Source organism: Citrobacter sp. BIDMC107 (genome assembly GCF_001037575.1).
In the GTDB taxonomy this organism is placed as follows: Bacteria; Pseudomonadota; Gammaproteobacteria; order Enterobacterales; family Enterobacteriaceae; genus Citrobacter; species Citrobacter freundii.
The window spans coordinates 3057967-3083339 of record NZ_KQ089848.1; the positions used below are offsets into that span (position 1 = coordinate 3057967).

The window sequence follows — 25373 nt, forward strand, 5'->3', positions numbered from 1 at the left end:
GATAAAAGGGCGCTGCGAGTAGGATACTGCCGCTTAACGTCGCGTAAATTGTTTAACAATCTACGCGACGTATACACAAAATCATTCGAGCTGCATCAAGGCGGCAAGTCTGAGAATCCTCAGGAGCTTACTTAGGTAAGTGACTGAGGTGAGCGGACGCAGCCAACGCAGAGTCAGTTTGAAGGATAAAGTGTATACACTGGGATAGCTGAATTAGAGATCGGCATCCTTTCATTCTTAACACTTTGGAGTTTTAAAATGTCTCTAAGTACTGAAGCTACCGCTAAAATCGTTTCTGAGTTTGGTCGTGATGCAAACGACACCGGTTCTACCGATGTTCAGGTTGCACTGTTGACTGCACAGATTAACCACCTGCAGGGCCACTTTGCAGAGCACAAAAAAGATCACCACAGCCGTCGTGGTCTGCTGCGCATGGTTTCTCAGCGTCGTAAACTGCTCGACTACCTGAAACGTAAAGATGTTGCACGTTACACCGCGCTGATCGAGCGTCTGGGTCTGCGTCGCTAATTCTTTCGAGTTTCAGAAAGAGGGGGCCTTCATGGCCCCTTTTTTCCAGCAGATGGCAGCAATTCGCTGGAAACTAATGTATTGTTGCTATGAATGATCTTCCGTTGCAGAGGTTCGCGCGGCTAATGAGAGGCTTTACTCATGCTTATGGGTTAGGGTTGTCATTAGTCGCGAGGATGCGCAGAAGATCGGGTATTAACGATGGCGCAAAATGTGCCGTCAAAAAAATAGAGAAAGGATATTATTTTGCTTAATCCGATCGTTCGTAAATTCCAGTACGGTCAGCATACCGTTACGCTGGAAACCGGCATGATGGCGCGTCAGGCGACTGCCGCTGTTATGGTTAGCATGGATGACACCGCGGTATTCGTTACCGTTGTTGGCCAGAAAAAAGCGAAACCAGGCCAGGACTTTTTCCCGCTGACCGTTAACTATCAGGAGCGTACCTACGCTGCTGGCCGTATCCCGGGTAGCTTCTTCCGTCGTGAAGGCCGTCCGAGCGAAGGCGAAACCCTGATCGCGCGTCTGATTGACCGCCCGGTTCGCCCGCTGTTCCCGGAAGGCTTCGTTAACGAAGTTCAGGTTATCGCGACCGTTGTTTCCGTTAACCCGCAGGTTAACCCGGACATCGTGGCAATGATTGGTGCATCTGCTGCGCTGACTCTGTCTGGTATTCCATTCAACGGCCCGATCGGTGCTGCACGTGTTGGTTACATCAATGACCAGTACGTACTGAACCCGACTCAGGACGAACTGAAAGAAAGCAAGCTGGACCTGGTTGTTGCGGGTACTGAAGCAGCCGTACTGATGGTTGAATCCGAAGCAGAACTGCTGAGCGAAGATCAGATGCTGGGTGCTGTTGTGTTCGGTCACGAACAGCAGCAGGTTGTGATTCAGGCTATCAACGAGCTGGCGAAAGAAGCTGGCAAACCGCGTTGGGACTGGCAGCCAGAAGCCGTCAACGAAGCGCTGAACGCACGCGTTGCCGCACTGGCAGAAGCTCGCCTGAGCGATGCTTACCGCATCACCGACAAACAAGAGCGTTATGCTCAGGTTGACGTAATCAAATCTGAAACCATCGCGACTCTGGTGGCTGAAGACGAAACCCTGGACGCTAACGAACTGGGTGAAATCCTGCACGCTATCGAGAAAAACGTTGTTCGTAGCCGCGTACTGGCAGGCGAGCCGCGCATCGATGGCCGTGAAAAAGACATGATCCGTGGTCTGGACGTGCGTACTGGCGTTCTGCCGCGTACCCACGGTTCCGCACTGTTCACCCGTGGCGAAACTCAGGCGCTGGTTACTGCGACCCTGGGCACCACTCGTGATGCGCAGAACCTTGACGAACTGATGGGCGAGCGCACTGACAACTTCCTGTTCCACTACAACTTCCCTCCGTACTGCGTAGGTGAAACCGGTATGGTCGGTTCTCCGAAGCGTCGTGAGATTGGTCACGGCCGTCTGGCGAAACGTGGCGTACTGGCAGTAATGCCGGAACTGGATAAATTCCCGTACACCGTGCGTGTGGTTTCTGAAATCACCGAATCTAACGGTTCTTCTTCCATGGCTTCCGTATGTGGTGCTTCCCTGGCGCTGATGGATGCAGGCGTGCCGATCAAAGCCGCTGTTGCGGGTATCGCGATGGGTCTGGTGAAAGAAGGCGACAACTTTGTTGTTCTGTCTGACATCCTGGGCGACGAAGACCACCTGGGCGATATGGACTTCAAAGTGGCGGGTTCCCGCGACGGTATCTCTGCACTGCAGATGGATATCAAAATTGAAGGTATCACCAAAGAGATCATGCAGGTTGCTCTGAACCAGGCTAAAGGTGCGCGTCTGCACATCCTGGGTGTGATGGAACAAGCGATCAACGCACCGCGTGGCGATATCTCTGAATTTGCTCCGCGTATCCACACCATCAAGATCAGCCCGGACAAGATCAAAGACGTTATCGGTAAAGGCGGTTCTGTTATCCGTGCTCTGACCGAAGAAACCGGCACCACCATTGAAATCGAAGATGATGGTACCGTGAAGATTGCTGCGACCGACGGCGAAAAAGCGAAATATGCTATCCGTCGTATCGAAGAGATCACCGCAGAGATCGAAGTAGGCCGTATCTACAATGGTAAAGTGACCCGTATCGTTGACTTTGGCGCATTCGTTGCCATCGGTGGCGGTAAAGAAGGTCTGGTACACATCTCTCAGATCGCTGATAAGCGCGTTGAGAAAGTGACCGACTACCTGCAGATGGGCCAGGAAGTACCGGTCAAAGTTCTGGAAGTTGATCGCCAGGGCCGTGTACGTCTGAGCATTAAAGAAGCAACTGAGCAGTCTCAGCCTGCAGGCGAACCGGAAGCTCCGGCAAGCCAGGGCGAGTAAGGTTGCCATTGCCCTCCGTGAAAGCGGAGGGCCTTTAACCCGGCAGGATGCCTTGTTAGCAACCGGGGAACCTGGACGTTCATTCAATCGTTGTCTTCGGGAGTGGGAAATGAAGCCTTTTTTGCGCTGGTGTTTCGTTGCGACAGCACTCACGCTGGCTGGATGCAGTAATTCCGCCTGGCGAAAGAGTGAAGTCCTCGCAGTACCATTGCAACCGACTTTGCAGCAGGAAGTGATTCTGGCACGTATGGAACAAATTCTTGCCAGTCGGGCTTTAACCGATGACGAACGCGCACAGCTTTTATATGAGCGCGGAGTGTTGTATGATAGTCTCGGTCTGAGGGCACTGGCGCGAAATGATTTTTCACAAGCGCTGGCAATCCGACCAGATATGCCTGAAGTATTCAATTACTTAGGTATATATTTAACGCAGGCAGGCAATTTTGATGCTGCCTATGAAGCGTTTGATTCTGTACTTGAGCTTGATCCAACTTACAACTACGCGCACTTAAATCGCGGTATCGCATTGTATTACGGCGGTCGCGACAAGTTAGCGCAAGATGATCTGCTAGCGTTTTATCAAGACGATCCCAATGATCCTTTCCGTAGTCTGTGGCTTTATCTTGCCGAGCAGAAGCTCGATGAGAAGCAGGCGAAAGAAGCGTTGAAGCAACGCTTTGAGAAATCGGATAAAGAGCAATGGGGATGGAACATTGTCGAGTTCTACCTGGGCAACATTAGCGAAGCAACGCTGATGGAACGCCTGAAGGCGGACGCAACGGATAACACCTCGCTCGCTGAGCATCTCAGTGAAACCAACTTCTATTTAGGTAAGTACTACCTAAGTCTGGGGGATTTGGACAACGCTACGGCATTGTTCAAACTGGCGGTGGCTAACAACGTTCATAACTTTGTTGAGCACCGATACGCATTGTTGGAATTATCGCTCCTGGGCCAGGACCAAGATGACCTGGCAGAATCGGACCAGCAATAGCTGACGTACACATCAGCCCGTAATCTTTTTTGATTGCCATCACCTTCACGGGTGAGGGCGTTGTTGTTCGTTAATACACCTACTTTGAGCCGGTTCACACTTTTCAATGAAAATTGCAGATCAATTTCATGATGAGTTATGTAGACTGGCCGCCATTAATTTTGAGGCACACGTACTACATGGCTGAATTCGAAACCACTTTTGCAGATCTGGGCCTGAAGGCTCCTATCCTTGAAGCCCTTAACGATCTGGGTTACGAAAAACCATCTCCAATCCAGGCAGAGTGCATTCCGCATCTGCTGGGCGGCCGCGATGTTCTGGGTATGGCCCAGACAGGTAGCGGCAAAACTGCAGCGTTCTCTTTACCGCTGCTCAACAATCTTGATCCTGAGCTGAAGGCACCTCAGATTCTGGTGCTGGCACCGACCCGCGAACTGGCGGTTCAGGTAGCAGAAGCCATGACGGATTTCTCTAAACACATGCGCGGCGTGAACGTGGTTGCCCTGTACGGCGGCCAGCGTTATGACGTGCAATTACGTGCCCTGCGTCAGGGACCACAGATCGTCGTCGGTACGCCGGGCCGTCTGCTGGATCACCTGAAGCGCGGTACTCTGGACCTCTCCAAACTGAGCGGTCTGGTACTGGACGAAGCTGACGAAATGCTGCGTATGGGCTTCATCGAAGACGTTGAAACCATCATGGCGCAGATCCCGGAAGGTCATCAGACCGCTCTGTTCTCTGCAACCATGCCGGAAGCGATTCGTCGTATTACCCGTCGCTTTATGAAAGAGCCGCAGGAAGTACGCATTCAGTCCAGCGTTACCACGCGTCCTGACATCAGCCAGAGCTACTGGACTGTGTGGGGCATGCGTAAAAATGAAGCGCTGGTGCGTTTCCTGGAAGCAGAAGATTTTGATGCGGCGATTATCTTCGTTCGTACCAAAAATGCGACCCTGGAAGTGGCAGAAGCGCTGGAGCGTAGCGGTTATAGCAGCGCTGCACTGAACGGCGACATGAACCAGTCCCTGCGTGAGCAGACTCTGGAACGTCTGAAAGATGGCCGCCTGGATATCCTGATTGCTACCGACGTTGCGGCCCGTGGCCTGGACGTTGAGCGTATCAGCCTGGTTGTTAACTACGACATCCCGATGGATTCCGAGTCTTACGTTCACCGTATCGGCCGTACCGGTCGTGCGGGTCGTGCTGGCCGTGCGCTGCTGTTCGTTGAGAACCGTGAGCGTCGTCTGCTGCGTAACATCGAACGCACCATGAAGCTGACGATTCCGGAAGTAGAACTGCCGAACGCAGAACTGCTGGGCAAACGCCGTCTGGAAAAATTCGCCGCTAAAGTACAGCAGCAGCTGGAAAGCAGCGATCTGGATCAGTACCGTGCTCTGCTGGCGAAAATGCAGCCGGAAGAAGAGCTGGATATCGAAACGCTGGCAGCCGCACTGCTGAAAATGGCTCAGGGCGAACGTCCGCTGATCCTGCCGCCAGATGCACCAATGCGTCCGAAACGCGAATTCCGCGATCGTGATGACCGTGGTCCGCGCGATCGTAACGATCGTGGCCCTCGTGACCGTAATGACCGTGGTGGTGAAGATCGTCCGCGTCGTGAACGTCGTGACGTTGGTGACATGCAGCTGTACCGCATTGAAGTGGGCCGTGATGACGGTGTTGAAGTTCGTCATATCGTTGGCGCGATTGCTAACGAAGGCGATATCAGCAGCCGTTACATCGGTAACATCAAGCTGTTTGCTTCCCACTCCACCATCGAGCTGCCGAAAGGTATGCCGGGCGACGTGCTGCAGCACTTTACCCGTACTCGCATCCTGAACAAGCCGATGAACATGCAGCTGGTTGGCGATGCAGTTCCGCACACCGGTGGTGAGCGTCGTGGTGGTGGCCGTTTCAGCGGCGAGCGTCGTGAAGGTGGTCGCGGTGAAGGTCGTGGCTTTAGCGGTGAACGTCGTGAAGGCGGTCGTGGCGATGGTCGTCGTTTTAGCGGCGAACGTCGTGAAGGCAACCGTGGTCCGCGTCGTGACGATTCTTCTGCACCGCGTCGTGATGACTCCGCTGGTCGTCGTCGTTTCGGCGGTGACGCATAAGTTTCGCTGCGTAAAGTAATATATACAGCCCCGATCTCAACAATCGGGGCTTTTTTTATTTCATTTGTACTCGTGTACTGGTACAGTGCAGCACATTGAGATGTAGTCACAATATAAATGACTGGAGAGATGGCTAAATGGCAACACTAACCACCACCCAAACGTCACCTTCGCTGCTCGGCGGCGTGGTGATTATCGGCGGCACCATTATTGGCGCGGGGATGTTTTCTCTGCCAGTGGTCATGTCCGGGGCGTGGTTTTTCTGGTCAATGGCGGCGCTGATCTTCACCTGGTTCTGCATGCTGCACTCCGGGCTGATGATCCTTGAAGCTAACCTCAATTACCGCATTGGCTCCAGTTTTGACACCATCACGAAAGATCTGCTGGGTAAAGGCTGGAACGTAGTGAACGGCATCTCGATCGCCTTCGTTCTCTATATCCTGACTTACGCCTATATCTCAGCGAGCGGGTCGATTCTGCATCACACCTTCTCCGAGATGTCGCTGAATGTTCCGGCGCGCGCGGCAGGTCTTGGCTTTGCGCTGCTGGTGGCATTTGTGGTGTGGTTAAGCACCAAAGCGGTTAGCCGCATGACGGCGATTGTGCTGGGCGCAAAGGTGATTACCTTTTTCCTGACCTTCGGCAGTCTGCTGGGGCACGTGCAGCCCGCAACACTGTTTAACGTGGCGCAGAGCAACGCTTCGTATACGCCGTACCTGCTGATGACGCTGCCGTTTTGTCTGGCTTCATTCGGCTATCACGGCAACGTCCCGAGCCTGATGAAGTACTACGGCAAAGATCCGAAGACCATCGTTAAGTGTCTGGTGTACGGCACGCTGCTGGCGCTGGTGCTGTATACCGTATGGTTGCTGGGAACAATGGGCAACATTCCGCGTCCAGAGTTTATCGGTATTGCGCAACAGGGCGGTAACATTGATGTGCTGGTACAGGCGCTGAGCGGCGTACTAAACAGCCGCAGTCTGGATCTGCTGCTGGTGGTGTTCTCCAACTTTGCGGTGGCGAGTTCATTCCTCGGCGTTACGCTCGGTCTGTTTGACTATCTGGCGGATCTGTTTGGCTTTGATGACTCGGCAATGGGACGTTTCAAAACGGCATTGCTGACGTTTGTCCCGCCAATTATCGGTGGCCTGCTATGGCCGAACGGTTTCCTGTACGCCATCGGCTATGCAGGACTCGCAGCAACCATCTGGGCTGCCATTGTTCCGGCACTGCTGGCCCGTAAATCCCGCGAGCGTTTCGGTAGCCCGAAATTCCGTGTCTGGGGCGGTAAGCCGATGATTGCGCTGATCCTGGTGTTCGGTATCGGCAATGCGGTTATCCATATTCTGTCGAGCGTGGATCTGTTACCGGTCTATCAGTAAAACCGTTGCCCGGTGGCGTTGCGCTTACCGGGCCTACAGTACCGTGTAGGCCGGATAAGGCGTAGCCGCCATCCGGCACAAAGCGCGCTACCCCAACAATTCCTGCTTCACATCCATCGCCAAATCAAACGAATGAAGACGTGCCTGATGATCAAAAATCTGGCCGTTAACCATAATTTCATCGGCCTGGGTTTCACGCAAAATGGCATCAAGACCGTGACGCACTTTTGCCTTATCACCAACCAGCGACATGCTCAGCGCCTGTTGTACGCCGTACTGTTCTGAAGCGGACCACAGCTGATGCATATTCTCTACCGGCGGTGGTAGCTGGCCCGTTTCGCCACGACGCAGTTTCATAAACGCCTGCTGCATCGAGGTGAAAAGAAACTCGGCGTCGCGATTGCTGTCAGCGGCAATGATGTTGATGCACACCATTGCATACGGCTTTGCCAGCCGCGCTGAGGGTTTGAACTGGGTGCGATACAGATGCAGCGCCTGATGCAGCATATCCGGAGCAAAATGCGAGGCGAAGGCAAACGGCAGGCCGAGCTGGGCCGCCAGCTGTGCGCTGTACAGGCTGGAGCCTAATAACCAGACCGGGATCTGTTCGCCGTAGCCGGGAACCGGGCGTACATGGGGATTAGGATCGTGGGCGTCGAACCAGTCCACCAGTTCAGCGACGTCGCGTGGGAAGTTATCTATATCACCGCTCATATGGCGGCGCAGCGCACGCATCGTTGGCTGATCGCTCCCCGGCGCGCGGCCAAGCCCAAGATCGATGCGTCCCGGATACAGCGTATTCAGGGTACCGAACTGTTCGGCGATCACCAGCGGCGAATGGTTGGGCAGCATCACGCCGCCAGACCCGAGATGCAGCGTGGTGGTATTGGCAGCCAGATAGCCAATCAGCACAGAAGTTGCGGCGCTGGCGATGCCGGTCATGTTGTGATGTTCAGCCAGCCAGTAGCGGTGGTAGCCGCGCTTTTCGGCCAGTCGGGAGAGATCAAGCGAGTGCGTGAAGGCCTCTTTTGCCGAAGAACCTTCAGGGATCGGCGCCAGATCCAGCACCGAGAACGGAATAGTTTTGTCAGTCATAACGGCTCACTTTGTTACCGGTTAATCTTTTAATACTGCATTAAAATTTGATTACCGTTGTTAACAAAGTGAGCTTTATGAGACTGACGGCAAAAACAATGCCCGATGGCGCTGCGCTTATCGGGCCTACGGGATCGCTATTTGTAGGCCGGATAAGGCAATTTGCCGCCATCCGGCTAGGCCTGCAGCTCCAGACCAGCCAGTCGCTTCCAGTAGCCGTTGCAGTCACTGTGGGCGGCAAGCGGTAATGGAGCACTGCCATTTTCATTGGCACGGAAGGCGTCAAGCATGGCGAATGTCTCTGTCCCCAGCGGGGAAAGGCGCACAATATCAACCAGCCCCTGCATGGATGTCAGCTCGTTACCGAGGTTGTAGACATAGCCGCTCATGGTCTGGATCCCGTTGAGCACAAAGACCTGCTGATTCTCCTGCGACAGCACATCGCGTCCGTTCGGGTATTTGATGCAGCAGGTTTCACATTCGTCTTTTGGACGATCTTCAGAGCGTGCGGTAAAGCATCGGGCGGAGTATGCCAGCGGCAGATGCCCATAGCTCAGTACCTCGACTTCAAACTGATTGCGAATACCCAGCTCATCACACTGGTTGAGCAGGTTTACCAGCCAGTCGCGGGATAACTCTACCGGCATACACCAGCGCACCATGCCCTGCTTGAGCAGAATACGCAGCGTGACGGCGTTGTAGCAGTTGAGCGCGTGCCCGGCGACAAACGGCAGCTTACGCTCGGCGCACATATTCACCACGCCGAGATCGCTGGCTTCCAACAGGAAGTCGCCGTTTTCGACATAGCGCTTCAGCTCTCCCAGTTCAGAGGAAGCCTGCACCAGCGCCAGCGTCGACAGCACCACCTGCTTACCGCTACCGGCGAGAGACTTCGCCATATCCAGCCAGTCGCCCACTTTGGTCGCACGGCGTTTGCTGCATACCGCTTCGCCAAGATAGATAACGTCAGCATGACTGGCGGCGGCCTGCTGGTAAAAATCTTCCAGCGTTTCTTTCGACCAGTAGTAGAGCACGGGTCCTAATGAATATTTCATTGCTTTTCTCACTGCCATTTACGGTGATACGCGCCAAGCGTGGTCTGCGTGCCTTCGGACATTGAACCGAGCGTTTCCATCCACGCGGCCTGCGGGACGTAGTTTTGCGGGTCGGCCATACAGCGGTCGATTGCCTGACGCCACACTTTCGCCACCTGGCTGACGTAAGCCGGGCTGCGCTGGCGACCTTCGATTTTCACCGAGGCAATATTGGCAGCCAGCAGTTCCGGCAGCAGTTCGAGCGTGTTGAGGCTGGTGGGTTCTTCCAGCGCATGGTAGCGCTCGCCATCCACCAGGTAGCGCCCTTTACACAGCGTTGGATACCCGGCGTTTTCGCCATCCTGGTAGCGATCAATCAGCACTTCGTTCAGGCGAGATTCCAGGCCCTGTGGGGTCTGCTGCCAGCGCACAAAACGGGCAGGGGAGCAGGCACCGACGGTATTAGGAGATTCGCCCGTCAGGTAAGACGAAAGATAGCAACGGCCTTCCGCCATAATGCACAAGCTGCCAAAGGCGAACACTTCCAGGGGAACTGGTGTGACGCGAGCAAGTTGCTTCACCTGATGAATAGACAGCACGCGCGGCAGAACCACGCGGGCGACGTCAAAGTTGCGATGGTAGAAATTAATCGCCTCTTCATTGGTTGCAGATGCCTGAACAGAGACATGGCGCTCAATATGCGGGTAGCGCTCTGCGGCATACTCAAGCATGGCGAGGTCGGCGAGGATCAGCGCGTCTGCACCCAGTTGCGCTGCCATATCAACGGCACGCTGCCAGCGTGCGTAACCATCCGGGTGCGCAAAGGTGTTAATCGCAATGTGCAGCTTACGGCGATGTTGATGAACGAAACTCACCGCTTCCTGCAATTTTTTCTCGGTAAAATTAAGGCCGGCGAAATGACGGGCGTTGGTATCATCTTTCAGCCCGATGTAGACAGCATCAGCGCCGTTCTCGATGGCCGCCTTAAGCGCCGGGAGGTTTCCGGCAGGGCAGAGCAGCTCCATAATTTATCCTGAACGTTGCGCCATGTAGGGCGCAGAAATGTTAACGAAGAGGGATTTTAGTTAACCTTGCTGAGACAATTTTTGATTTGAGGCAGTTAAAGTCGTATTGGTGACACCAATAAAGAGGTAACAATTTCGTAGCGAATTGTTGATTTATGCCGCTATGTCGTTTATTTGATATGGCAAAATAGCAGGACTATTGAAACAGGGAGTAAAGCTCGTGTTGGATAAACTGCGTTCACGCTTAGTACATTTAGGTCCTTCTCTGATGAGTGTACCGGTTAAACTGACGCCCTTTGCGCTAAAGCGCCAGGTTCTGGAGCAGGTCCTGAGCTGGCAGTTTAGTCAGGCGCTGGCCGATGGGGAGCTGGAGTTTCTCGAAGGTCGCTGGCTGAGCATTCATGTGCGTGACATTGACCTCAAATGGTATACCTCTGTTGAGAACGATAAACTTATCGTCAGCCAGAATGCAGATGCGGATGTGAGTTTTAGCGCCGATGCCAGCGATCTCCTGATGATCGTGGCCCGCAAGCAGGATCCGGATACGCTTTTCTTCCAGCGTCGCCTGGTGATTGAAGGTGATACAGAATTAGGGCTATACGTAAAAAATCTGATGGATGCCATCGAACTGGAGCAGATGCCTAAAGCGTTGCGCGTCATGCTGATGCAGTTGGCGGATTTTGTTGAGGCGGGGATGAAAACGTCGCCAGAAACCAAACAGACCTCGGTAGGTGAGCCATGCTGATTCGAGTTGAGATTCCCATTGATGCCCCTGGTATTGATGCGTTGCTGCGCCGTTCATTTGAGAGCGATGGGGAAGCAAAATTAGTGCACGACCTGCGTGAAGATGGTTTCTTAACGCTGGGTTTGGTTGCTACCGATGATGAAGGTCAGGTAGTGGGTTACGTCGCGTTCAGCCCTGTCGATGTTCAGGGTGAAGATCTGCAATGGGTCGGCATGGCGCCGCTCGCGGTGGATGAAAACTACCGGGGGCAGGGCCTGGCGCGTCAACTGGTCTATGAAGGACTCGATTCCCTGAACGAGTTTGGCTACGCCGCGGTGGTTACGCTGGGCGATCCGGCACTGTACAGCCGCTTTGGCTTTGAGCTGGCAGCGCATCATGACCTGCGTTGCCGCTGGCCGGGCACCGAAAGCGCGTTCCAGGTTCATCGCCTGGCGGACGATGCGCTGGAGGGCGTGACGGGCCTGGTGGAATACCACGACCACTTCAATCGTTTTTAACATCCGGGGCTTGCAGGCTGCTCAGTAGAGCCTCAAGCCCTTCGCCTTCTACAAGGCGCTCTTTCTGACGCTTTGTGAGCTGTTTGACGCGATACTCTATGCGCAGGGCCAGCGAACGGTCGCCAATCTGCGCCGCAAATGCCAACGTGAGTTCCCCCTTTCCACGTAGCGCCTTCGCGCCTTTCCCACTTTGATGCTGCTTATAGCGGCGCTGCACATCGGTGGTTATTCCGGTGTATAAGGCGTTGTCAGCGGTACGGATCAGGTACAGATACCAGGGTGTCATTGTCACCATCGACGTGATAATTTTCAGGCCTACAGTATAAAAGAGAACAGAAATGGAAACACTGACTGCGGTGTCTCGCTGGCTGGCAAAACAGCACGTCGTGACCTGGTGCGTATACCATGAAGGTGAATTGTGGTGCGCCAATGCGTTTTACCTGTTTGATGCGCAGAAGATGGCATTCTATGTGCTGACCGAAGATAAAACGCGCCATGCGCAGATGTCGGGACCGTGTGCACCGATTGCCGGCACGGTAAATGGTCAGCCCAAAACGGTCGCCCTGATTCGTGGCGTGCAGTTTAAGGGGGAGATTCGCCGTCTTGAAGGGCAGGAGAGTGAAGGCGCGCGTAACGCCTACAACCGCCGTTTCCCTGTCGCCAGAATGTTGCCAGCGCCCGTGTGGGAGATTCGACTGGATGAAGTCAAATTCACGGACAACACGCTGGGCTTCGGTAAAAAGATGCACTGGCTACGTGATCTATAGTTAAAAGAGTGATTGAAGCGTCAGGGGAAAATAAACGATGAGCCAGGTGTTAATAACCGGTGCAACGGGTCTGGTGGGCGGACATTTATTGCGGATGCTACTGAATGAACCCCGGATCAATGCCATTACGGCGCCGACGCGTCGACCGCTGGCTGATACGGTTGGCATCTATAATCCCCACGATCCGCAGCTAACCGATGCTCTGGCGCAGGTTACCGATCCGGTCGATATTGTCTTTTGTTGTCTGGGAACGACCCGACGTGAAGCGGGCAGCAAAGAAGCATTTATCCACGCTGACTATACGCTGGTAGTGGATACAGCTCTGACGGGGCGTCGGCTGGGGGCACAGCATATGCTGGTGGTGAGTTCGATGGGCGCTAATGCCAATTCACCGTTTTTTTATAACCGGGTGAAAGGTGAAATGGAGCAGGCGCTGATTGCGCAGAATTGGCCTCGGCTGACCATTGCCCGGCCTTCAATGCTACTGGGTGATAGGGACAAACAGCGGGCGAATGAGATGTTTTTAGCGCCGTTGTTCAGGCTGCTGCCGGGTAACTGGAAGTCGATTGAAGCGCGTGATGTTGCGCGGGCAATGTTAGCAGAAGCGCTGGCACCTGGGCATGAAGGGGTTTCGATCCTGACCTCTTCCGAGTTACGCGAAAGGGCTAAATAAAATGCCGGATGGCGCTGACGCTTATCCGACCTACAAACGATAACGTCCTGTAGGCCGGATAAGACGCTCAGGCGTCGCTATCCGGCATCAGTATTACTTAATAAACGTAAAGGCCGTCGTGACGCGTTTCACGCCGCTTACCCGGCTGGCGATGTCTGCCGCCGCCTTCGCTTCGCGTTCGGTCACCAGACCTAACAGGAACACTTCTCCATTCTCGGTCGTGACTTTCACGTTAGAGGATTTCACCTGATCGCTGGTCAGTAACTGGGAACGTACTTTGGTGGTTATCCAGGTATCGTTGGACGCATCGCCCAGACCGATTGGCTGGCCCTGACGGATCTCATTAAAGACCTCAGTCGTACCTTCTACGCCCATCGCAATCTGTTTTGCTCGTGCAGACAGTTCGCTATTTGGCGACTGACCGACCAGCAGCACTTTACCCTGATATGCGCTCACGTTGATTCGCGCTTCTTTCTTGATCTGGGCATCTTTCGACAACGCCGTATTGACGCGTAATTCCAGGGTTCCATCATCTACCTGGGTGCCGACGCTGCGAGGATCCGTCGCGGCTTTGGTGCCGACAGCAGCAGTTCCGACAACGGCAGCAGCGACACAACCTTGCAGCAGCAGTGCAGCGATAATCACAGCAAGCGGCGAAAATGCCTTCATGTGTACTCCTTAATCATCCTGGTGAGGGAAAAGCGTGTTATCGATGAGATCGCAAAGGCAGTTGACCGTCAGCATGTGCATTTCCTGAACGCGGGCGCTGTGGTGTGAGGGGATACGGATTTCAACATCCTGCGGCCCCAGTAATCCGGCCAGTTCCCCTCCGTCATACCCGGTCAGCGCGACGATTGTCATGTCGCGTGTCACGGCGGCTTCAACGGCTTTTACGATATCGCGGCTATTACCACGCGTAGAGATTGCCAGCAGAACATCTCCTGCATGTCCCAGCGCACGGACTTGTTTTGCATAAACTTCGTCGTGCAGGCGATCGTTGGCAATCGCAGTTAAGACCACATTATCAGTGTTTAGTGCAATCGCAGGTAAACTTGGGCGTTCTGTTTCAAAACGATTGATCATGCTGGCAGCAAAATGCTGTGCGTTGGCAGCGGACGTCCCATTACCACAACAGAGAATTTTGTTGCCATTGAGCAGGGACTGAACCAGCGTCATGGCGGCACGGGAGATCGCATCCGGAAGTGCTTCAGCCGCAGCTATCTGAGTTTGAATGCTTTCTGTAAAGCAGACTTTAATTCTATCTAACACGCTAATCCTTAAGAACCAGGCTCTGAATCTTCAACTATGAGCGGTCGTTGAACGCGTCCTTAAACCACTCAACATCATTTCCGGTGAAGGCTAACACATCGAACCGGCAATCCACAGTATCAAAACTCCCATTGTGGCGCGCAAGCCACAAGCGGGCGGTCTGTAATAATTTGTGTTGTTTGCTCTGGGTCACACTCGCCGCTGCGCCGCCAAACTGGGCCGAGCGCCGATAGCGGACTTCAACAAAGACGGTGGTGCTGCCTTCACGCATTATCAGGTCGATTTCGCCGCCACGTTCACGCACGTTGGCGGCGATAAAATGCAGTCCCTTGTTTTGCAGCCAGTCACGCGCGGTGGATTCCCACGCGTCACCGGTCTGTTTACTCGTTAACTGGCGGGGACGACTTGTCCTTGCTGGTATTTGAGCCATGATAACTTCCTGTTAATCACACAATCCGGCGTTGCGGTTAAGGCCCCGGTGTTGCCGTTAATTTCGAAACCCTGTACCTGACGCATTTGCGAGAAGTGGTTGGCAAGTGACCAGGCATCGACGCCCATCGCATACATACGTGCCAGTGAGTAGTCGTTACGAACCGCGCCAAGCGCCTGCTGCATGAGAGGAGCGTTAGCACCTGCCAGCATCGGTATTTCGCTGTACTGCAAGCCTTCCATCTCCAGACGGAAATCCGGGCCAGCAGTTCCCTGCGCGCTACGGGAGCTGGCGTACAGCGTCGCTCCGCTCTGGCTGCCGTTGCGCATAGCGATCATCGGCTTAATAAAGGCAATTTCTTCCGGCGTCGCCAGAATATACACGGCATCAACACGGCCGCTGCCGCCGGTGATCTGCGCATCGGTGGGCGCAGCCGGAATCGTCAGGCCGCCAATCGTCACGCCAGGTTGCGCAGGTACAGAGGAGGCCACCGGGCTGCCCGTCAGGGAAATTCCCGAGCCGCCGTTGACGCCCATTTTCAGCTCGGCGGTGGAGCCAAACTTCTGCTGCAACACTACGCCGCCGCCCAGCTTTTGCCATTCCTGTGCAAAGGCGTTGGCAACGCGATCGCCTAATGAACTCCGAGGGATCAACAACAGCGGCGTCTGTTTTCCTTGATCGCGGATGTGACGCGCGGCGTCGCGCGCTTCATCTTCTGGCGACAAAGCGAAGTAGCAGACGTTCGGCAGGTTTTTCACCGACTCCGGCTGATTAAGTGCCAGCACGTTTAATGGCGTATTGCTTTTCATCAGCTCTTCAACATTGTTTTTCAACAGCGGACCAACCACGATGCTGGCACCATCCTGCTGAACCTGAGTCAGGATTTGGTTCAGAGGCTGTGATGAAGTGTCGTAGATTTTCAGCTCTGCTGATGGATTCGCCGGTGCGCTGGCGGTTGTTGGCTGAGCGGGTGCTGTGGGCTGCGCAGCAGGTGTTTCTGGCTGAGCTGGCGTCTCGTTGGTCAGATCGCTTACTGACGCCTGAGAAGGGCTGGCAACGCCGTCAGTCGTTTGCGGCTGTTCTGTGGTCGTCGCAGCTGTTGTATCCGCAGCAGGCGCAGCTACCGCAGGGGCCGCTACGGGTTGAGTACCCATATTTTTCGCCGCTTCAAAGCCTTGCTGAATAGTCCGGCCAAATACAGCGGCCTGACCGTTCAGCGGCAGCAGCAGCGCAATTTTGCTGGTGGAGGCGGGCTTAAAGCTCTGGACGTTAACCAACTGCGTTGGCAGTATTTTTGCGCCCGGGTTTTGCGGATAACGTTTCTGCCAGTCCGCAATACCGGCTTTCATCATGTCTGGATCGTTACGGTTATCGAACCAGACGCGCTGGAGATCCAACCAGCCTTGCAGCACGTTTTCATCCGCATTGATGACCAGTGCCTGTGCTTGCTCCTGGGTCATGGATGACAGCGCCTGCCAGGTGGCATCGATGTTTTTCTGCTTAGCATTCGCGGACAGCAGCGGTTCCTGAGCGATCAGGGCGCGCAGTAGTGTCAACGATGGGCGACCCTGGTTGACGTCGATTTGCGCCTGCCAGTATCTGGCCTGCTGGTTTTGATCGAAATCGGCAGGAGTGAGTTTATCCAGCAGGGCCTGAGCGCCAGCGATATCTTTCTGTGCGAGCTTGATCTCGACGGCCAGCAGAGACTGCTCACGACGCTGAGTGTCGTTTAGTTTCTGCGGCAGCTGGTTGAACAGCTCGCTAGCCTGCTGGCTCTTGCCTTCTTTCAGCAGTGCACGAATGGCGAGTAATTGCCAGTTGGTCTTGCTATCATCTGAGCTTTGCTGCATTTGTTGCAGATAAAAGCCGGAATCAGCCTGCGCAGTGCCCTGCATATGGGCTGCACTCTGGTCTGGCGCCTGGGTGCCACAGCCTGCGAAAATCAGTGCTGCCAGAATGACTGGTAGCGCGCGCGCGGCTTTCAAACGAGAAAATGTTGAGGGTACCATACTGTATCCAGTGATATTTTTTTACTCAATGCTCAATATTAAATCGGCAATACGGACGACACAATGAAACAACACGAATCGGCGGATAATTCTCAAGGCCAACTCTTTATTGTACCTACTCCTATAGGAAATTTGGCTGATATTACCCAACGAGCGCTCGAAGTTTTACAAGCCGTTGATTTGATTGCCGCTGAAGACACACGTCATACAGGATTATTGTTACAACACTTCGCGATTAACGCCCGTTTGTTCGCGTTACACGATCACAATGAGCAACAAAAAGCGGAAACGCTGGTGGCGAAACTCAAAGAAGGGCAAAACATTGCGCTGGTTTCCGATGCCGGAACGCCGCTGATTAACGATCCTGGCTACCATCTGGTGCGCACCTGTCGCGAAGCGGGGATCCGCGTTGTTCCTCTGCCGGGCCCTTGCGCGGCGATTGCTGCCCTAAGCGCTGCTGGTTTGCCTTCAGACCGCTTTTGCTATGAAGGTTTTCTGCCTGCCAAATCGAAAGGGCGTCGTGATGCGATGAAAGCCATTGAGGCAGAGCCGCGTACGCTTATTTTTTATGAATCTACCCACCGCTTGCTGGATAGCCTGGAAGACATGGTTGCCGTCTGGGGCGAATCCCGTTACGTGGTGCTGGCGCGCGAGCTGACCAAAACCTGGGAAACCATTCACGGCGCACCGGTCGGCGAACTGCTTGCGTGGGTCAAGGAAGATGAAAACCGTCGTAAAGGTGAAATGGTGCTGATTGTCGAAGGGCATAAAGCGCAGGAAGACGATCTCCCTGCCGATGCGCTGCGTACGTTGGCTTTATTACAGGCAGAACTGCCGCTGAAAAAGGCCGCCGCGCTGGCCGCTGAAATCCACGGCGTGAAAAAGAATGCACTGTATAAGCACGCACTGGAACAACAGGGAGAGTAAGCCCGATTGTTGATGGCCAAACCGACAAGGGTATGGCCATTAGCTAACACAGAGCTTAAGACTGAGCGGCAGTTTCACTGATTAATAAGCGGTTTGCTGACCCGCATACAGTGATTTTGCTACGCACCACTTCTTTCATCGCATCCATACCGACCCGCATGTAATAGCGAGGATCGTTGCCCTGCGGATTCTCCGCAAACCACGCCTTGACCGCATCGGCAAAAGCGATTTTCAGTTCAGTAGCGACGTTAACTTTGCAAACGCCAAGCTCGATCGTGCGGTGGACGTATTCGTCAGGAACATCGCTTGCGCCATGTAAAACCAGGGGAACGTCGACGACCTCACGAATTTCACCCAGCCGCTGGAAATCGATCTTGGGCGTTTTGGTATATAAACCGTGTGCTGTGCCGATGGCAACTGCAAGGCTATCTACGCCAGTACGCTCAACAAACCGTTTAGCTTCTTGTGGATCGGTGAGGAAGGCGCTTTCTGCATCCACGCTCATATCATCTTCTACGCCACCGAGGCGACCCAGCTCAGCTTCCACGCTGCAATCTTTGGCATGGCAAAAATCCACAACGGATTTCACCAGCTTCACGTTTTCTTCAAACGGAAAGTGGCTGCCGTCGATCATTGCGCTGCGCACTCCTGCATTCACTTTACGACGGATATCGTCCAGCGACTCATGGTGATCAAGGTGCAGCGCCAGCGGTATACCGTAGCTGGTGGAATAAGCGCTGCACAGCGCGTAGATCTCTTCCAGCGCGATATGCTTAAAGGTGCCCGGTGTTCCGGCAAGGATCACCGGCGATTGCATTTCATAGCACACCTCAAGGATCGCCTGGATCGTCTCGGCGTTATGAATGTTAAAGGCGGGTACGGCATAACCCTTTTTTTGGGCATCCAGCAGGAGGTATTTCGTGGAAATAATGCTCATAAAACGATCCTTTTAGGCGTTCCAGGGATGAATAACAACGCCCTGTACAACGCGGTTCACAGTGCCGCTGGCAGAAGGCGTATCCGGTGTATTGCCGATATTGATGGATTGCGTCAAAGCAAAGACCTGGGCGTAGATCAGGAAGCAGAATGCCAATTCCATATCGATGAAAGAGCGTGCTGGTGGCAGCAGAATATGTGGGCCAGCTTCAATCGCCTCATGGGTTTGTGCGGCAATCGCGACAACCCGCAATGCCTGCCGATCGCGGCGTAACTCTGCCAGCAGATCGAGATCGTATTGACGTGTATAGGGATGGCTGGAAACAAAGACCACTACCAGCGTTTCGTTATCAACCAGCGACTTTGGACCGTGACGAAAGCCTGTAGGGGAGTCATAGAATGCGGCCAGTTTGCCTGCTGTCAGTTCCAGGACTTTCAGTGCCGATTCCCGCGCTGCTCCCTGTAATCCACCGCTACCGAGGTAAACGATCCGTTTCCAGGGTTCATTGCCAAATACGCCGTCGCTGAAATCACCCAGTGAAGTCAGAATCGCCTGGCACCGATCGGCCACGTCGCGGAAGGTCTGACTGTTGATTTTTTCCGGGGCGAATACCGCCAGGCAGCTGGCCATCATGGTGGTAATGCTGCTGGTCATGGCGAAACCACGGTCATGTGTCTCTGCGGGCATCAACAGAGCAAAGGCATTGTCGCTTGCGACTGCGTTTTGATAGAGGCTACCTGCTTCGTTGCAGGTGATTGGCAGGTGATAGCACTCAGGTACAAACTGATTAGCCAGTTCCACTGCCGCAACGCTTTCAGGGCTGTTTCCTGAGCGAGCGAAAGAAATGAGCAGCAGCGGATGTGCGGGATTCAGGTAATCCATCGGATTAGTGACCAGATCGGTGGTTGGCACAGCGCTGATGTTTTTACCGGTATAGCTTGCCAGCCAGGGGGCGATGATGTCGCCAATGAATGCTGATGTTCCGGCCCCAGTCAGTATGATCCGCAGATCGTTTTTGCGCAGTAATGGTGCGAGAAAGCTGTCAATGGCAGAGCGAATGTTGTCGATATTCGTAAGGGAACGGATCCAACTGGCAGGTTGTTGACGGATCTCTTCTTCGGTCCAGGTGCCCGTTACCGCGGTAACAGGGGTATAGGTTTCTGGCATAACTTAAGTCCTTAGTCTTGTAAATTCCACATAAGACGCTGGCGAGAATGTCGCTATCTTTCGTTTCGTTTCACTTGTTCATCTTGTCGATTGATTAAAATCTATAGGAAAGAAATCGAAAGAGCAATGATCCAAAATGAAATAAAACGAAATTTGTGATCGTGAGAACGAAAGTGGCGATTATCTTATTGATCTATAAGAAGTACGCTTGTTGAATGATGGTTAGGTATTTACTCAAGCGAAAGGAAAAGAAAGGCCTTGCGATCGAAGATCGCAGGCCAACACGAGACAAAATGAAAGGTCAAAGGGGGAGAGCCTGACCCTGAATCCAGATCTGTTGTAAATGCAGCCCGCTATTAAGCGCGATCGCGTCGGCACGTTTTCCCACTGCTAACGATCCCAGGTGGCGATCGATACCCAACAGACGTGCGGGGTGGAGAGAGGCCATATGAATTGCCTCTTCTGCCGTTATCCCGGTGAGCTCGACCATATTACGTACGGCGGCATCAACCGAGAGCGTGCTACCAGCCAGACCACCGGAAGCGGTACGCACAATACCACTGTGCATTTCCACTTCCTCACCGCAGAGCGTATAGCGCCCGTCTGGCATTCCTGCAGCTTGCATGGCATCGGTGATCAGCACCAGCCTGTCTTTGGCGCAACAGCAGCAGAGCTTCATGGCCGCTGGGTGGACATGGTGTCCGTCAGCGATAAGTTCCAGCCAGGCGCGAGGGTCGGTTAACCCTGCGCCAACCATTCCTGGATCCCGATGATGTAAGCCGGTCATACCGTTATAGCAGTGCACCAGTCCGTCAGCACCGGCGTCAAAGGCCGCGCGGGTTTGTTCCCAGGTAGCAGCGCTGTGTCCCAGCATCACCCGTACGTTGCGCTGCTTCAGATGTTCGATGGCCTGTAATGCACCGGGTTTTTCTGGTGCCAGCGCAACGACGCGCAATGTTTGCTGGGAAATCGCAATCAGTTCATCCAGTTCACTGAGTTCCAGTTCCCTGAAAAGCTCAGGCGGGTGCGCCCCTTTGTTCTGCGGCGTAAAGTACGGGCCTTCAAGATAACTGCCCAGCACCTGTGCGCCGGGTCCTCCGGAATGGTAACGATGGGCGATACGCTCAAGCGCCTTGCGAATATCTGGTAGTGGAGCGGTGACGGTAGTGGGTAGCCAGTTGGCTACCCCTTCACGTGCTTTGTGCATCGCCAGTTTGTCGAGCGTATCTGGTGCTTCATCCATCACATCGACGCCCGCACCGCCGTGCACGTGGATATCAATGTAAGCCGGACAAAGCAGGTCTGCATCGTGGACCATAACGCCAGAGGGGATTGGCTCTATTTCTGCAATGATGCCGTCTTCAATGTGTATTTGATGATCGTCCAGCCAGCCCCGTTCGGTCAGTAGACGTCTGGCGCGAAGTAGCTGTCTCATATCCCTTCCTCAACGGGCTTTTCCTCACGACAGCGTCCCAGTTCGTCCACCAGGCTAGTTAAACCACGATGCCCGCACTCCAGCGCCTGCAAGCGAAATGCTTCGCTGGTCAGGCCATCGCGCTCCAGCACCATTTCCAGCAGTAGTTGCAGATTAGTGCCAGTGATCACCTCGGTGCCTTGCCTTTGCATGGCCAGGGTGGAAGCGACGCGAAATGGTGTCCCGCCTAACAGGTCTGTCAGAAACACGATGTCTTGCTGCGCATCCAGTTCACTCACCGCCTGTTCAAGCTGCGATGTGAGTAAGGCGGTGGTTGAGGTTTCCGGAAAGTCGATGGCGATGAACTGTGATTGTTCACCCAGAATCTGTTTCATCGCTTTTTCCATTCCGCTGGCAAACCCGCCATGACCCGTCAAAATAATACCTAACATCTACAACCCCTTATGTTTACAGGAAGTGACAGAACTTACCTACGACGCCGAGCACCACGGTAATGACGATAAGACGCAGAGGACTCCAGCCACGGCGGACCAGCCAGAACATGGTTAATGTGTAGACCAGCGGTAAAAAAGCAGGCATCAGCTTGTCTATCACATCTGTTTGCAGTTTCACCACTGCATCGCCAGCAGTGATTTCCAGCGTAGTGCTCAGGCGAACATAGGTCGCTACCAGCGCGCCGATCACCGTCATCCCAACGATGGATGCTGCATGTCCAACCTTTTTGGTGTTAGCTTTAATCAGCGGGATGGCAGCAACGCCCATTCGATAAGCATAGTGTGCCAGCCCAAAGCGCAGACCAAGATGAACCACGTTGAACATAACAATAAAGACAACAGCGCCAAGAATAGAGCCTTGCAGCGCCAGACTGGCTCCGATACCGCCGCAAATAGGCAGTAACGTTAACCAGAACATGGCATCACCGATACCGCCAAGTGGCGCACCCACGGCAATCTTGGTGCTTTGAATACTGTTCACATCCTGCTTGGAGCGTTCCATCGCCAGGATAATCCCGATAACAAACGTGACCAGGAATGGGTGCGTGTTGAAGAAGCCCATATGGCCTTTCATCGAACGCGCCAAATCGCGCTTATTGGTGTGGATCTTTTTCAGAGCAGGTAACAGGCCGTACAGCCATCCTGATGCCTGCATACGTTCGTAGTTAAAAGAGGCCTGCAACAGCATTGAACGCCAGGCAACACGGTTGATATCTTTTTTCGTCAGCTCGGCACCGATATTCTGGTCTTCGTAGACGTTTTCATTGGTGCCGGACAGCAGCGTTTCTTCGGTTTCGGAAACGTTCGGCAGAGCCGTTTGATTAGATGCCATCTTCGAATTCCTCTTTTTGTGCTGCGGGAGCTGTAGGTTCAGGTGATTTACGCAGAAAATCGATCAGCGCCATGGCTAGTGCAGCTGCGGCAATCGCTAGCACCGGGAGTTTGAGCCAGGCTGCTGCCACAAAACCCAGGATGAAGTAGGGGATATAGACGTTTTTCATCATGATTTTCAGCAGTACAGCGAAGCCGATAGCTGGCATGATGCCGCCTGCCACGCCGAGGCCGTCAATCAGACGCGTCGGCAGAACATCTATCGCGGTTTTGGCATGTTCCGCGCCAAAGTAAATTGGCAGGAACGCGCATAAAAAGTAGAAGGTCCCCAGCGCGAGCAACGCCAGATAGTTGACCCGCTCAATCCCGGCTGTATCGGCATTTGCTGCCATGCGATCGCAGCGAGCCATCACCCCGGACATCACAGAGAACAGGAAAGTAATCCCCATTTGTACTGCTACGGCGAACGGTACCGCCACACCTACGGCAACTTCGGGTTTCACTCCGGTCGTTATGGCAAACGTGGTTCCCACGATAGTGCCGATAATCACGTTTGGCGGCTGAGCTCCAGCCAGCGGGGCCAGACCCATCCACACCAGTTCCAGCGTACCACCTGTTAAAATACCGGTATGCAGATCGCCCAGAATCAGGCCGACCAGCGGCCCGAGAACAACCGGGCGGTGCATGTGCGTTAACCCGTTGAACATATCCAGGCCTGCAATAAAGGCGAGAATACCCAACGCAAAAGCCTGCAACAGACTGATTTCCATTGTGAATCCCTCAGAGAAGTTTATAGAGGTCCTGGGCGGGTTCTGTTGGAACGCCCTGAACGAAGCATTCCACTCCAGCGGCTTTGAGCCCGTTGAACGCCGTAATATCGGCAGCGTCTACAGAAACCGTTTTGGCGATTTGTTGTTTGCCGTTGGCGTAGTGCATATTGCCAACGTTGATACGGTTAACAGGAACACCGCCTTCGACCAGACGGAAGAAATCCGCAGGCGATTTGCAGACCAGCAGAATTTTCTGGCGATCGGCGGCACGGTGAATATTGTCGATCACCTTTTGTAGTGACCAGAAACGTACGGCGATCCCTTCTGCAAGTACCATTTCCATCAGGTTTTGCTGCACTGGATCTTCAGCCACCTCATCATTAGCAACCAGCACCAGGTTTGCCCCCGCAAACCCGACCCATTGCACACCAACCTGACCGTGAATCAGACGTTCATCAATGCGACTTAATACAATGTTTGGCATGGTATTTTTCTCTTTTTTGTTATGCGTTACGAGCTGGAGCACCCAGGCAGGCGCAGTGATATTGCTGCAGTATGTCCTGAATATGGTTAATGATGAGTTCTCGCGGCGTGGCGCTGAGATCTCCCTCGCGCACTTTTACGTACTGCAAGGGTAAATACTGGCTAATCAGCGGCAGTGGAATGGGGTCATCCGCCAGGTTACGTACCAGACGTTCGAATGCTTCATCAATCTGGCTGTCCGGCCAGTAGTAACGAACCCGATCGGAGTAGCTGTATCCGCGAGCCAGACGGCGTGCGTTGCCATCACCGTGATAGTGGCTCTGCCAGTACTCTGGGCGATCAAGCATCACGCTTTCCAGCACATGTCGTAGGCCTGAACAAGCTTTTGCAGGCAGTAATTCTTCTTCAATCGCGGCCAGTGAAAACAGTGCTTCACGCAGAGCGAAGGTCAACGCAGGTCCCACTTTCAGGATAGCGAAGTGATCTATCACCAGTTGGCGCAAGGACTGTGGCGTTTGGTAATCGGTAGAATGCGCTTCAAACACGAGTGTGTCGTAGTCTTCCACCATTTTGCTGAGTGCCACAGCTTTCTGTGGTTGATAATCAATGATGTGTGTGTGGTCGAATTCAACGCCAGGTTGCACCACCAGGGCGATAATACGCGGCCAGATACCTTCCATACCGTGCTTTTCAAAGGCGTGATAGTGAGCCTGAAGCGTTGCGCGTGCGGCATCGGGCGTTGTTACCGCCAGGTCGGTTAACGTTTCGTGAGCGCCACCTGGAACCGGCACTTCTGTGCCAATCACATAGACCAGATCCGACTCGCCAAAATGTGCCATACAGGTTTCTTCGGCGACTTTTGCCAGGCGTGCGGCGCGCTCAGCGACAATTTCATCCGTCAGTGGAACCGGGTCGTTAGCACAAGACATGCTGCAATCGAGGTGGATTTTTTTAAAGCCTGCGGCGACATAGCTCTTGATCAGATCGTCTGCATTTGCCATTGCCTGTTCCGCAGGCAGATTTTGCCAACGGTTTGGCCCGAGATGGTCTCCGCCGAGAATCAGCATATCCTGAGAAAAATCAAGCGAGTCGGCTAAACGGCAGACAAAACTGCGAAAATCGGCTGGTGTCATACCCGTATAGCCGCCAAACTGGTCAACCTGATTAGAGGTTGCTTCGATCAACAGCGGTGTATGGTTTGCATGGGCGTAGCGTATTGCGGCTTCCAATACGATTGGATGCGCGGAACAAACGGCATAAATCCCGTTTGCCTTCCCCCGTTTATGCTGCTCGACCATTTTAGTTAGATGTTTCACTTTCCTCTCCAGGTCAGATTACTGCGACATCAATCTTTCGTTTTGTTTCATTTAATACTGCATCATGGTGTTATAAAA

General features: G+C 53.8%; 27 protein-coding genes. 11 read left to right on the plus strand and 16 right to left on the minus strand.

Annotated features, from left to right (window positions below; all coding sequences use genetic code 11):
• Window positions 1-258: 258 nt before the first annotated feature.
• From rpsO to mtr, 6 genes are all read left to right on the plus strand, one after another.
• Window positions 259-528 (plus strand): 30S ribosomal protein S15, encoded by a 270-nt coding sequence (gene rpsO / locus SK39_RS14320; protein ID WP_000059465.1) that lies wholly within the window; start codon window positions 259-261, stop codon window positions 526-528.
• 246 nt (window positions 529-774) lie between these two features.
• Entirely contained in the window at window positions 775-2907 is a 2133-nt protein-coding gene (pnp, locus tag SK39_RS14325; protein WP_003024984.1) for a polyribonucleotide nucleotidyltransferase, read from the plus strand.
• 109 nt (window positions 2908-3016) lie between these two features.
• Complete coding sequence (gene nlpI, locus SK39_RS14330; RefSeq protein WP_003024982.1) at window positions 3017-3901, plus strand: lipoprotein NlpI; 885 nt, start codon at window positions 3017-3019, stop codon at window positions 3899-3901.
• 106 nt (window positions 3902-4007) lie between these two features.
• Window positions 4008-4088, plus strand: a complete 81-nt coding sequence (gene yrbN, locus SK39_RS27145) for a protein YrbN (protein WP_010723222.1) — start codon at window positions 4008-4010, stop codon at window positions 4086-4088.
• Complete coding sequence (locus tag SK39_RS14335; protein WP_003839970.1) at window positions 4081-6009, plus strand: DEAD/DEAH family ATP-dependent RNA helicase; 1929 nt, start codon at window positions 4081-4083, stop codon at window positions 6007-6009. The genes yrbN and SK39_RS14335 overlap by 8 nt, the downstream gene beginning before the upstream one ends.
• Window positions 6010-6146: 137 nt before the next feature.
• Window positions 6147-7391 (plus strand): tryptophan permease, encoded by a 1245-nt coding sequence (gene mtr / locus SK39_RS14340; RefSeq protein ID WP_032950309.1) that lies wholly within the window; start codon window positions 6147-6149, stop codon window positions 7389-7391.
• Between the two features lie 87 nt (window positions 7392-7478).
• Here mtr and SK39_RS14345 read toward each other — a convergent pair whose 3' ends face one another.
• The 3 genes from SK39_RS14345 to ubiU form a co-directional block, all read right to left on the minus strand.
• A complete protein-coding gene (locus SK39_RS14345) occupies window positions 7479-8486 on the minus strand; it encodes a luciferase-like monooxygenase (RefSeq protein ID WP_048217107.1) in 1008 nt (335 codons plus the stop codon).
• A 176-nt stretch (window positions 8487-8662) separates the two neighbouring features.
• Entirely contained in the window at window positions 8663-9541 is an 879-nt protein-coding gene (locus tag SK39_RS14350) for a U32 family peptidase (protein WP_049015916.1), read from the minus strand.
• Between the two features lie 8 nt (window positions 9542-9549).
• On the minus strand, window positions 9550-10545 hold the full coding sequence (gene ubiU, locus SK39_RS14355) for a ubiquinone anaerobic biosynthesis protein UbiU (protein ID WP_003839981.1): 996 nt from the start codon (window positions 10543-10545) through the stop codon (window positions 9550-9552).
• Between the two features lie 220 nt (window positions 10546-10765).
• Here ubiU and ubiT point away from each other — a divergent pair, with 220 nt between their 5' ends.
• Window positions 10766-11290, plus strand: a complete 525-nt coding sequence (ubiT, locus tag SK39_RS14360; RefSeq protein WP_003024968.1) for a ubiquinone anaerobic biosynthesis accessory factor UbiT — start codon at window positions 10766-10768, stop codon at window positions 11288-11290.
• Entirely contained in the window at window positions 11284-11787 is a 504-nt protein-coding gene (locus SK39_RS14365; protein WP_048217108.1) for a GNAT family N-acetyltransferase, read from the plus strand. The genes ubiT and SK39_RS14365 overlap by 7 nt, the downstream gene beginning before the upstream one ends.
• Here SK39_RS14365 and SK39_RS14370 read toward each other — a convergent pair.
• Entirely contained in the window at window positions 11774-12082 is a 309-nt protein-coding gene (locus tag SK39_RS14370; RefSeq protein ID WP_085952534.1) for a GIY-YIG nuclease family protein, read from the minus strand. The genes SK39_RS14365 and SK39_RS14370 overlap by 14 nt on opposite strands.
• Window positions 12083-12125: 43 nt before the next feature.
• Between SK39_RS14370 and SK39_RS14375 the strand changes: the two genes are divergently transcribed.
• Window positions 12126-12554, plus strand: a complete 429-nt coding sequence (locus SK39_RS14375) for a YhbP family protein (RefSeq protein WP_032938301.1) — start codon at window positions 12126-12128, stop codon at window positions 12552-12554.
• A gap of 37 nt (window positions 12555-12591) precedes the next feature.
• On the plus strand, window positions 12592-13227 hold the full coding sequence (locus SK39_RS14380) for an NAD(P)H-binding protein (protein ID WP_003024957.1): 636 nt from the start codon (window positions 12592-12594) through the stop codon (window positions 13225-13227).
• A 93-nt stretch (window positions 13228-13320) separates the two neighbouring features.
• Here SK39_RS14380 and dolP read toward each other — a convergent pair whose 3' ends face one another.
• The 4 genes from dolP to SK39_RS14400 are packed head-to-tail and all read right to left on the minus strand — an operon-like array spanning window position 13321 to window position 16935.
• The gene (gene dolP / locus SK39_RS14385; RefSeq protein ID WP_003024954.1) at window positions 13321-13896 is read right to left on the minus strand and encodes a division/outer membrane stress-associated lipid-binding lipoprotein; all 576 of its coding nucleotides are present in this window, start codon (window positions 13894-13896) and stop codon (window positions 13321-13323) included.
• A 9-nt stretch (window positions 13897-13905) separates the two neighbouring features.
• The gene (diaA, locus tag SK39_RS14390) at window positions 13906-14496 is read right to left on the minus strand and encodes a DnaA initiator-associating protein DiaA (protein WP_003024948.1); all 591 of its coding nucleotides are present in this window, start codon (window positions 14494-14496) and stop codon (window positions 13906-13908) included.
• 34 nt (window positions 14497-14530) lie between these two features.
• The gene (locus tag SK39_RS14395; RefSeq protein ID WP_032938303.1) at window positions 14531-14926 is read right to left on the minus strand and encodes a YraN family protein; all 396 of its coding nucleotides are present in this window, start codon (window positions 14924-14926) and stop codon (window positions 14531-14533) included.
• Window positions 14884-16935 (minus strand): penicillin-binding protein activator, encoded by a 2052-nt coding sequence (locus tag SK39_RS14400; RefSeq protein WP_016151043.1) that lies wholly within the window; start codon window positions 16933-16935, stop codon window positions 14884-14886. Before SK39_RS14400 ends, SK39_RS14395 begins: the two co-directional genes overlap by 43 nt.
• Window positions 16936-16998: 63 nt before the next feature.
• Between SK39_RS14400 and rsmI the strand changes: the two genes are divergently transcribed.
• The gene (gene rsmI / locus SK39_RS14405) at window positions 16999-17862 is read left to right on the plus strand and encodes a 16S rRNA (cytidine(1402)-2'-O)-methyltransferase (protein ID WP_003024942.1); all 864 of its coding nucleotides are present in this window, start codon (window positions 16999-17001) and stop codon (window positions 17860-17862) included.
• Between the two features lie 55 nt (window positions 17863-17917).
• On the opposite strand, the gene kbaY is transcribed toward rsmI, so the two are convergent.
• From kbaY to kbaZ, 8 genes are all read right to left on the minus strand, one after another.
• Window positions 17918-18799 (minus strand): tagatose-bisphosphate aldolase subunit KbaY, encoded by an 882-nt coding sequence (kbaY, locus tag SK39_RS14410; protein ID WP_048217109.1) that lies wholly within the window; start codon window positions 18797-18799, stop codon window positions 17918-17920.
• A 12-nt stretch (window positions 18800-18811) separates the two neighbouring features.
• Complete coding sequence (locus tag SK39_RS14415; RefSeq protein ID WP_003839993.1) at window positions 18812-19966, minus strand: AgaS family sugar isomerase; 1155 nt, start codon at window positions 19964-19966, stop codon at window positions 18812-18814.
• Window positions 19967-20267: 301 nt separating this feature from the next.
• Entirely contained in the window at window positions 20268-21401 is a 1134-nt protein-coding gene (gene nagA / locus SK39_RS14420) for an N-acetylglucosamine-6-phosphate deacetylase (RefSeq protein ID WP_016151041.1), read from the minus strand.
• Window positions 21398-21832 (minus strand): PTS galactosamine/N-acetylgalactosamine transporter subunit IIA, encoded by a 435-nt coding sequence (gene agaF / locus SK39_RS14425; protein WP_003024930.1) that lies wholly within the window; start codon window positions 21830-21832, stop codon window positions 21398-21400. The genes nagA and agaF overlap by 4 nt, the downstream gene beginning before the upstream one ends.
• A 16-nt stretch (window positions 21833-21848) precedes the next feature.
• Window positions 21849-22727 (minus strand): PTS N-acetylgalactosamine transporter subunit IID, encoded by an 879-nt coding sequence (gene agaE / locus SK39_RS14430; protein WP_048217110.1) that lies wholly within the window; start codon window positions 22725-22727, stop codon window positions 21849-21851.
• Window positions 22717-23496: a PTS N-acetylgalactosamine transporter subunit IIC gene (gene agaW, locus SK39_RS14435; RefSeq protein WP_003839998.1), complete on the minus strand. Its 780-nt coding sequence runs from the start codon at window positions 23494-23496 to the stop codon at window positions 22717-22719. The genes agaE and agaW overlap by 11 nt, the downstream gene beginning before the upstream one ends.
• A gap of 10 nt (window positions 23497-23506) precedes the next feature.
• Complete coding sequence (gene agaV / locus SK39_RS14440; RefSeq protein WP_003024925.1) at window positions 23507-23980, minus strand: PTS N-acetylgalactosamine transporter subunit IIB; 474 nt, start codon at window positions 23978-23980, stop codon at window positions 23507-23509.
• A gap of 19 nt (window positions 23981-23999) precedes the next feature.
• Window positions 24000-25295, minus strand: a complete 1296-nt coding sequence (gene kbaZ / locus SK39_RS14445) for a tagatose-bisphosphate aldolase subunit KbaZ (RefSeq protein ID WP_071701141.1) — start codon at window positions 25293-25295, stop codon at window positions 24000-24002.
• Between the last annotated feature and the right edge of the window lie 78 nt (window positions 25296-25373).

Excerpts from the sequence above, each read along its gene's own strand:
- rpsO (WP_000059465.1), top strand. The coding sequence starts at position 259 with ATGTCTCTAAGTACTGAAGCTACCGCTAAAATCGTTTCTGAGTTTGGT.
- nlpI (WP_003024982.1), top strand. The coding sequence starts at position 3,017 with ATGAAGCCTTTTTTGCGCTGGTGTTTCGTTGCGACAGCACTCACGCTG.
- yrbN (WP_010723222.1), top strand. The coding sequence starts at position 4,008 with ATGAAAATTGCAGATCAATTTCATGATGAGTTATGTAGACTGGCCGCC.
- SK39_RS14335 (WP_003839970.1), top strand. The coding sequence starts at position 4,081 with ATGGCTGAATTCGAAACCACTTTTGCAGATCTGGGCCTGAAGGCTCCT.
- mtr (WP_032950309.1), top strand. The coding sequence starts at position 6,147 with ATGGCAACACTAACCACCACCCAAACGTCACCTTCGCTGCTCGGCGGC.
- SK39_RS14345 (WP_048217107.1), bottom strand. The coding sequence starts at position 8,486 with ATGACTGACAAAACTATTCCGTTCTCGGTGCTGGATCTGGCGCCGATC.
- SK39_RS14350 (WP_049015916.1), bottom strand. The coding sequence starts at position 9,541 with ATGAAATATTCATTAGGACCCGTGCTCTACTACTGGTCGAAAGAAACG.
- ubiU (WP_003839981.1), bottom strand. The coding sequence starts at position 10,545 with ATGGAGCTGCTCTGCCCTGCCGGAAACCTCCCGGCGCTTAAGGCGGCC.
- SK39_RS14365 (WP_048217108.1), top strand. The coding sequence starts at position 11,284 with ATGCTGATTCGAGTTGAGATTCCCATTGATGCCCCTGGTATTGATGCG.
- SK39_RS14370 (WP_085952534.1), bottom strand. The coding sequence starts at position 12,082 with ATGGTGACAATGACACCCTGGTATCTGTACCTGATCCGTACCGCTGAC.
- SK39_RS14375 (WP_032938301.1), top strand. The coding sequence starts at position 12,126 with ATGGAAACACTGACTGCGGTGTCTCGCTGGCTGGCAAAACAGCACGTC.
- SK39_RS14380 (WP_003024957.1), top strand. The coding sequence starts at position 12,592 with ATGAGCCAGGTGTTAATAACCGGTGCAACGGGTCTGGTGGGCGGACAT.
- dolP (WP_003024954.1), bottom strand. The coding sequence starts at position 13,896 with ATGAAGGCATTTTCGCCGCTTGCTGTGATTATCGCTGCACTGCTGCTG.
- SK39_RS14395 (WP_032938303.1), bottom strand. The coding sequence starts at position 14,926 with ATGGCTCAAATACCAGCAAGGACAAGTCGTCCCCGCCAGTTAACGAGT.
- SK39_RS14400 (WP_016151043.1), bottom strand. The coding sequence starts at position 16,935 with ATGGTACCCTCAACATTTTCTCGTTTGAAAGCCGCGCGCGCGCTACCA.
- rsmI (WP_003024942.1), top strand. The coding sequence starts at position 16,999 with ATGAAACAACACGAATCGGCGGATAATTCTCAAGGCCAACTCTTTATT.
- kbaY (WP_048217109.1), bottom strand. The coding sequence starts at position 18,799 with ATGAGCATTATTTCCACGAAATACCTCCTGCTGGATGCCCAAAAAAAG.
- SK39_RS14415 (WP_003839993.1), bottom strand. The coding sequence starts at position 19,966 with ATGCCAGAAACCTATACCCCTGTTACCGCGGTAACGGGCACCTGGACC.
- nagA (WP_016151041.1), bottom strand. The coding sequence starts at position 21,401 with ATGAGACAGCTACTTCGCGCCAGACGTCTACTGACCGAACGGGGCTGG.
- agaF (WP_003024930.1), bottom strand. The coding sequence starts at position 21,832 with ATGTTAGGTATTATTTTGACGGGTCATGGCGGGTTTGCCAGCGGAATG.
- agaE (WP_048217110.1), bottom strand. The coding sequence starts at position 22,727 with ATGGCATCTAATCAAACGGCTCTGCCGAACGTTTCCGAAACCGAAGAA.
- agaW (WP_003839998.1), bottom strand. The coding sequence starts at position 23,496 with ATGGAAATCAGTCTGTTGCAGGCTTTTGCGTTGGGTATTCTCGCCTTT.
- agaV (WP_003024925.1), bottom strand. The coding sequence starts at position 23,980 with ATGCCAAACATTGTATTAAGTCGCATTGATGAACGTCTGATTCACGGT.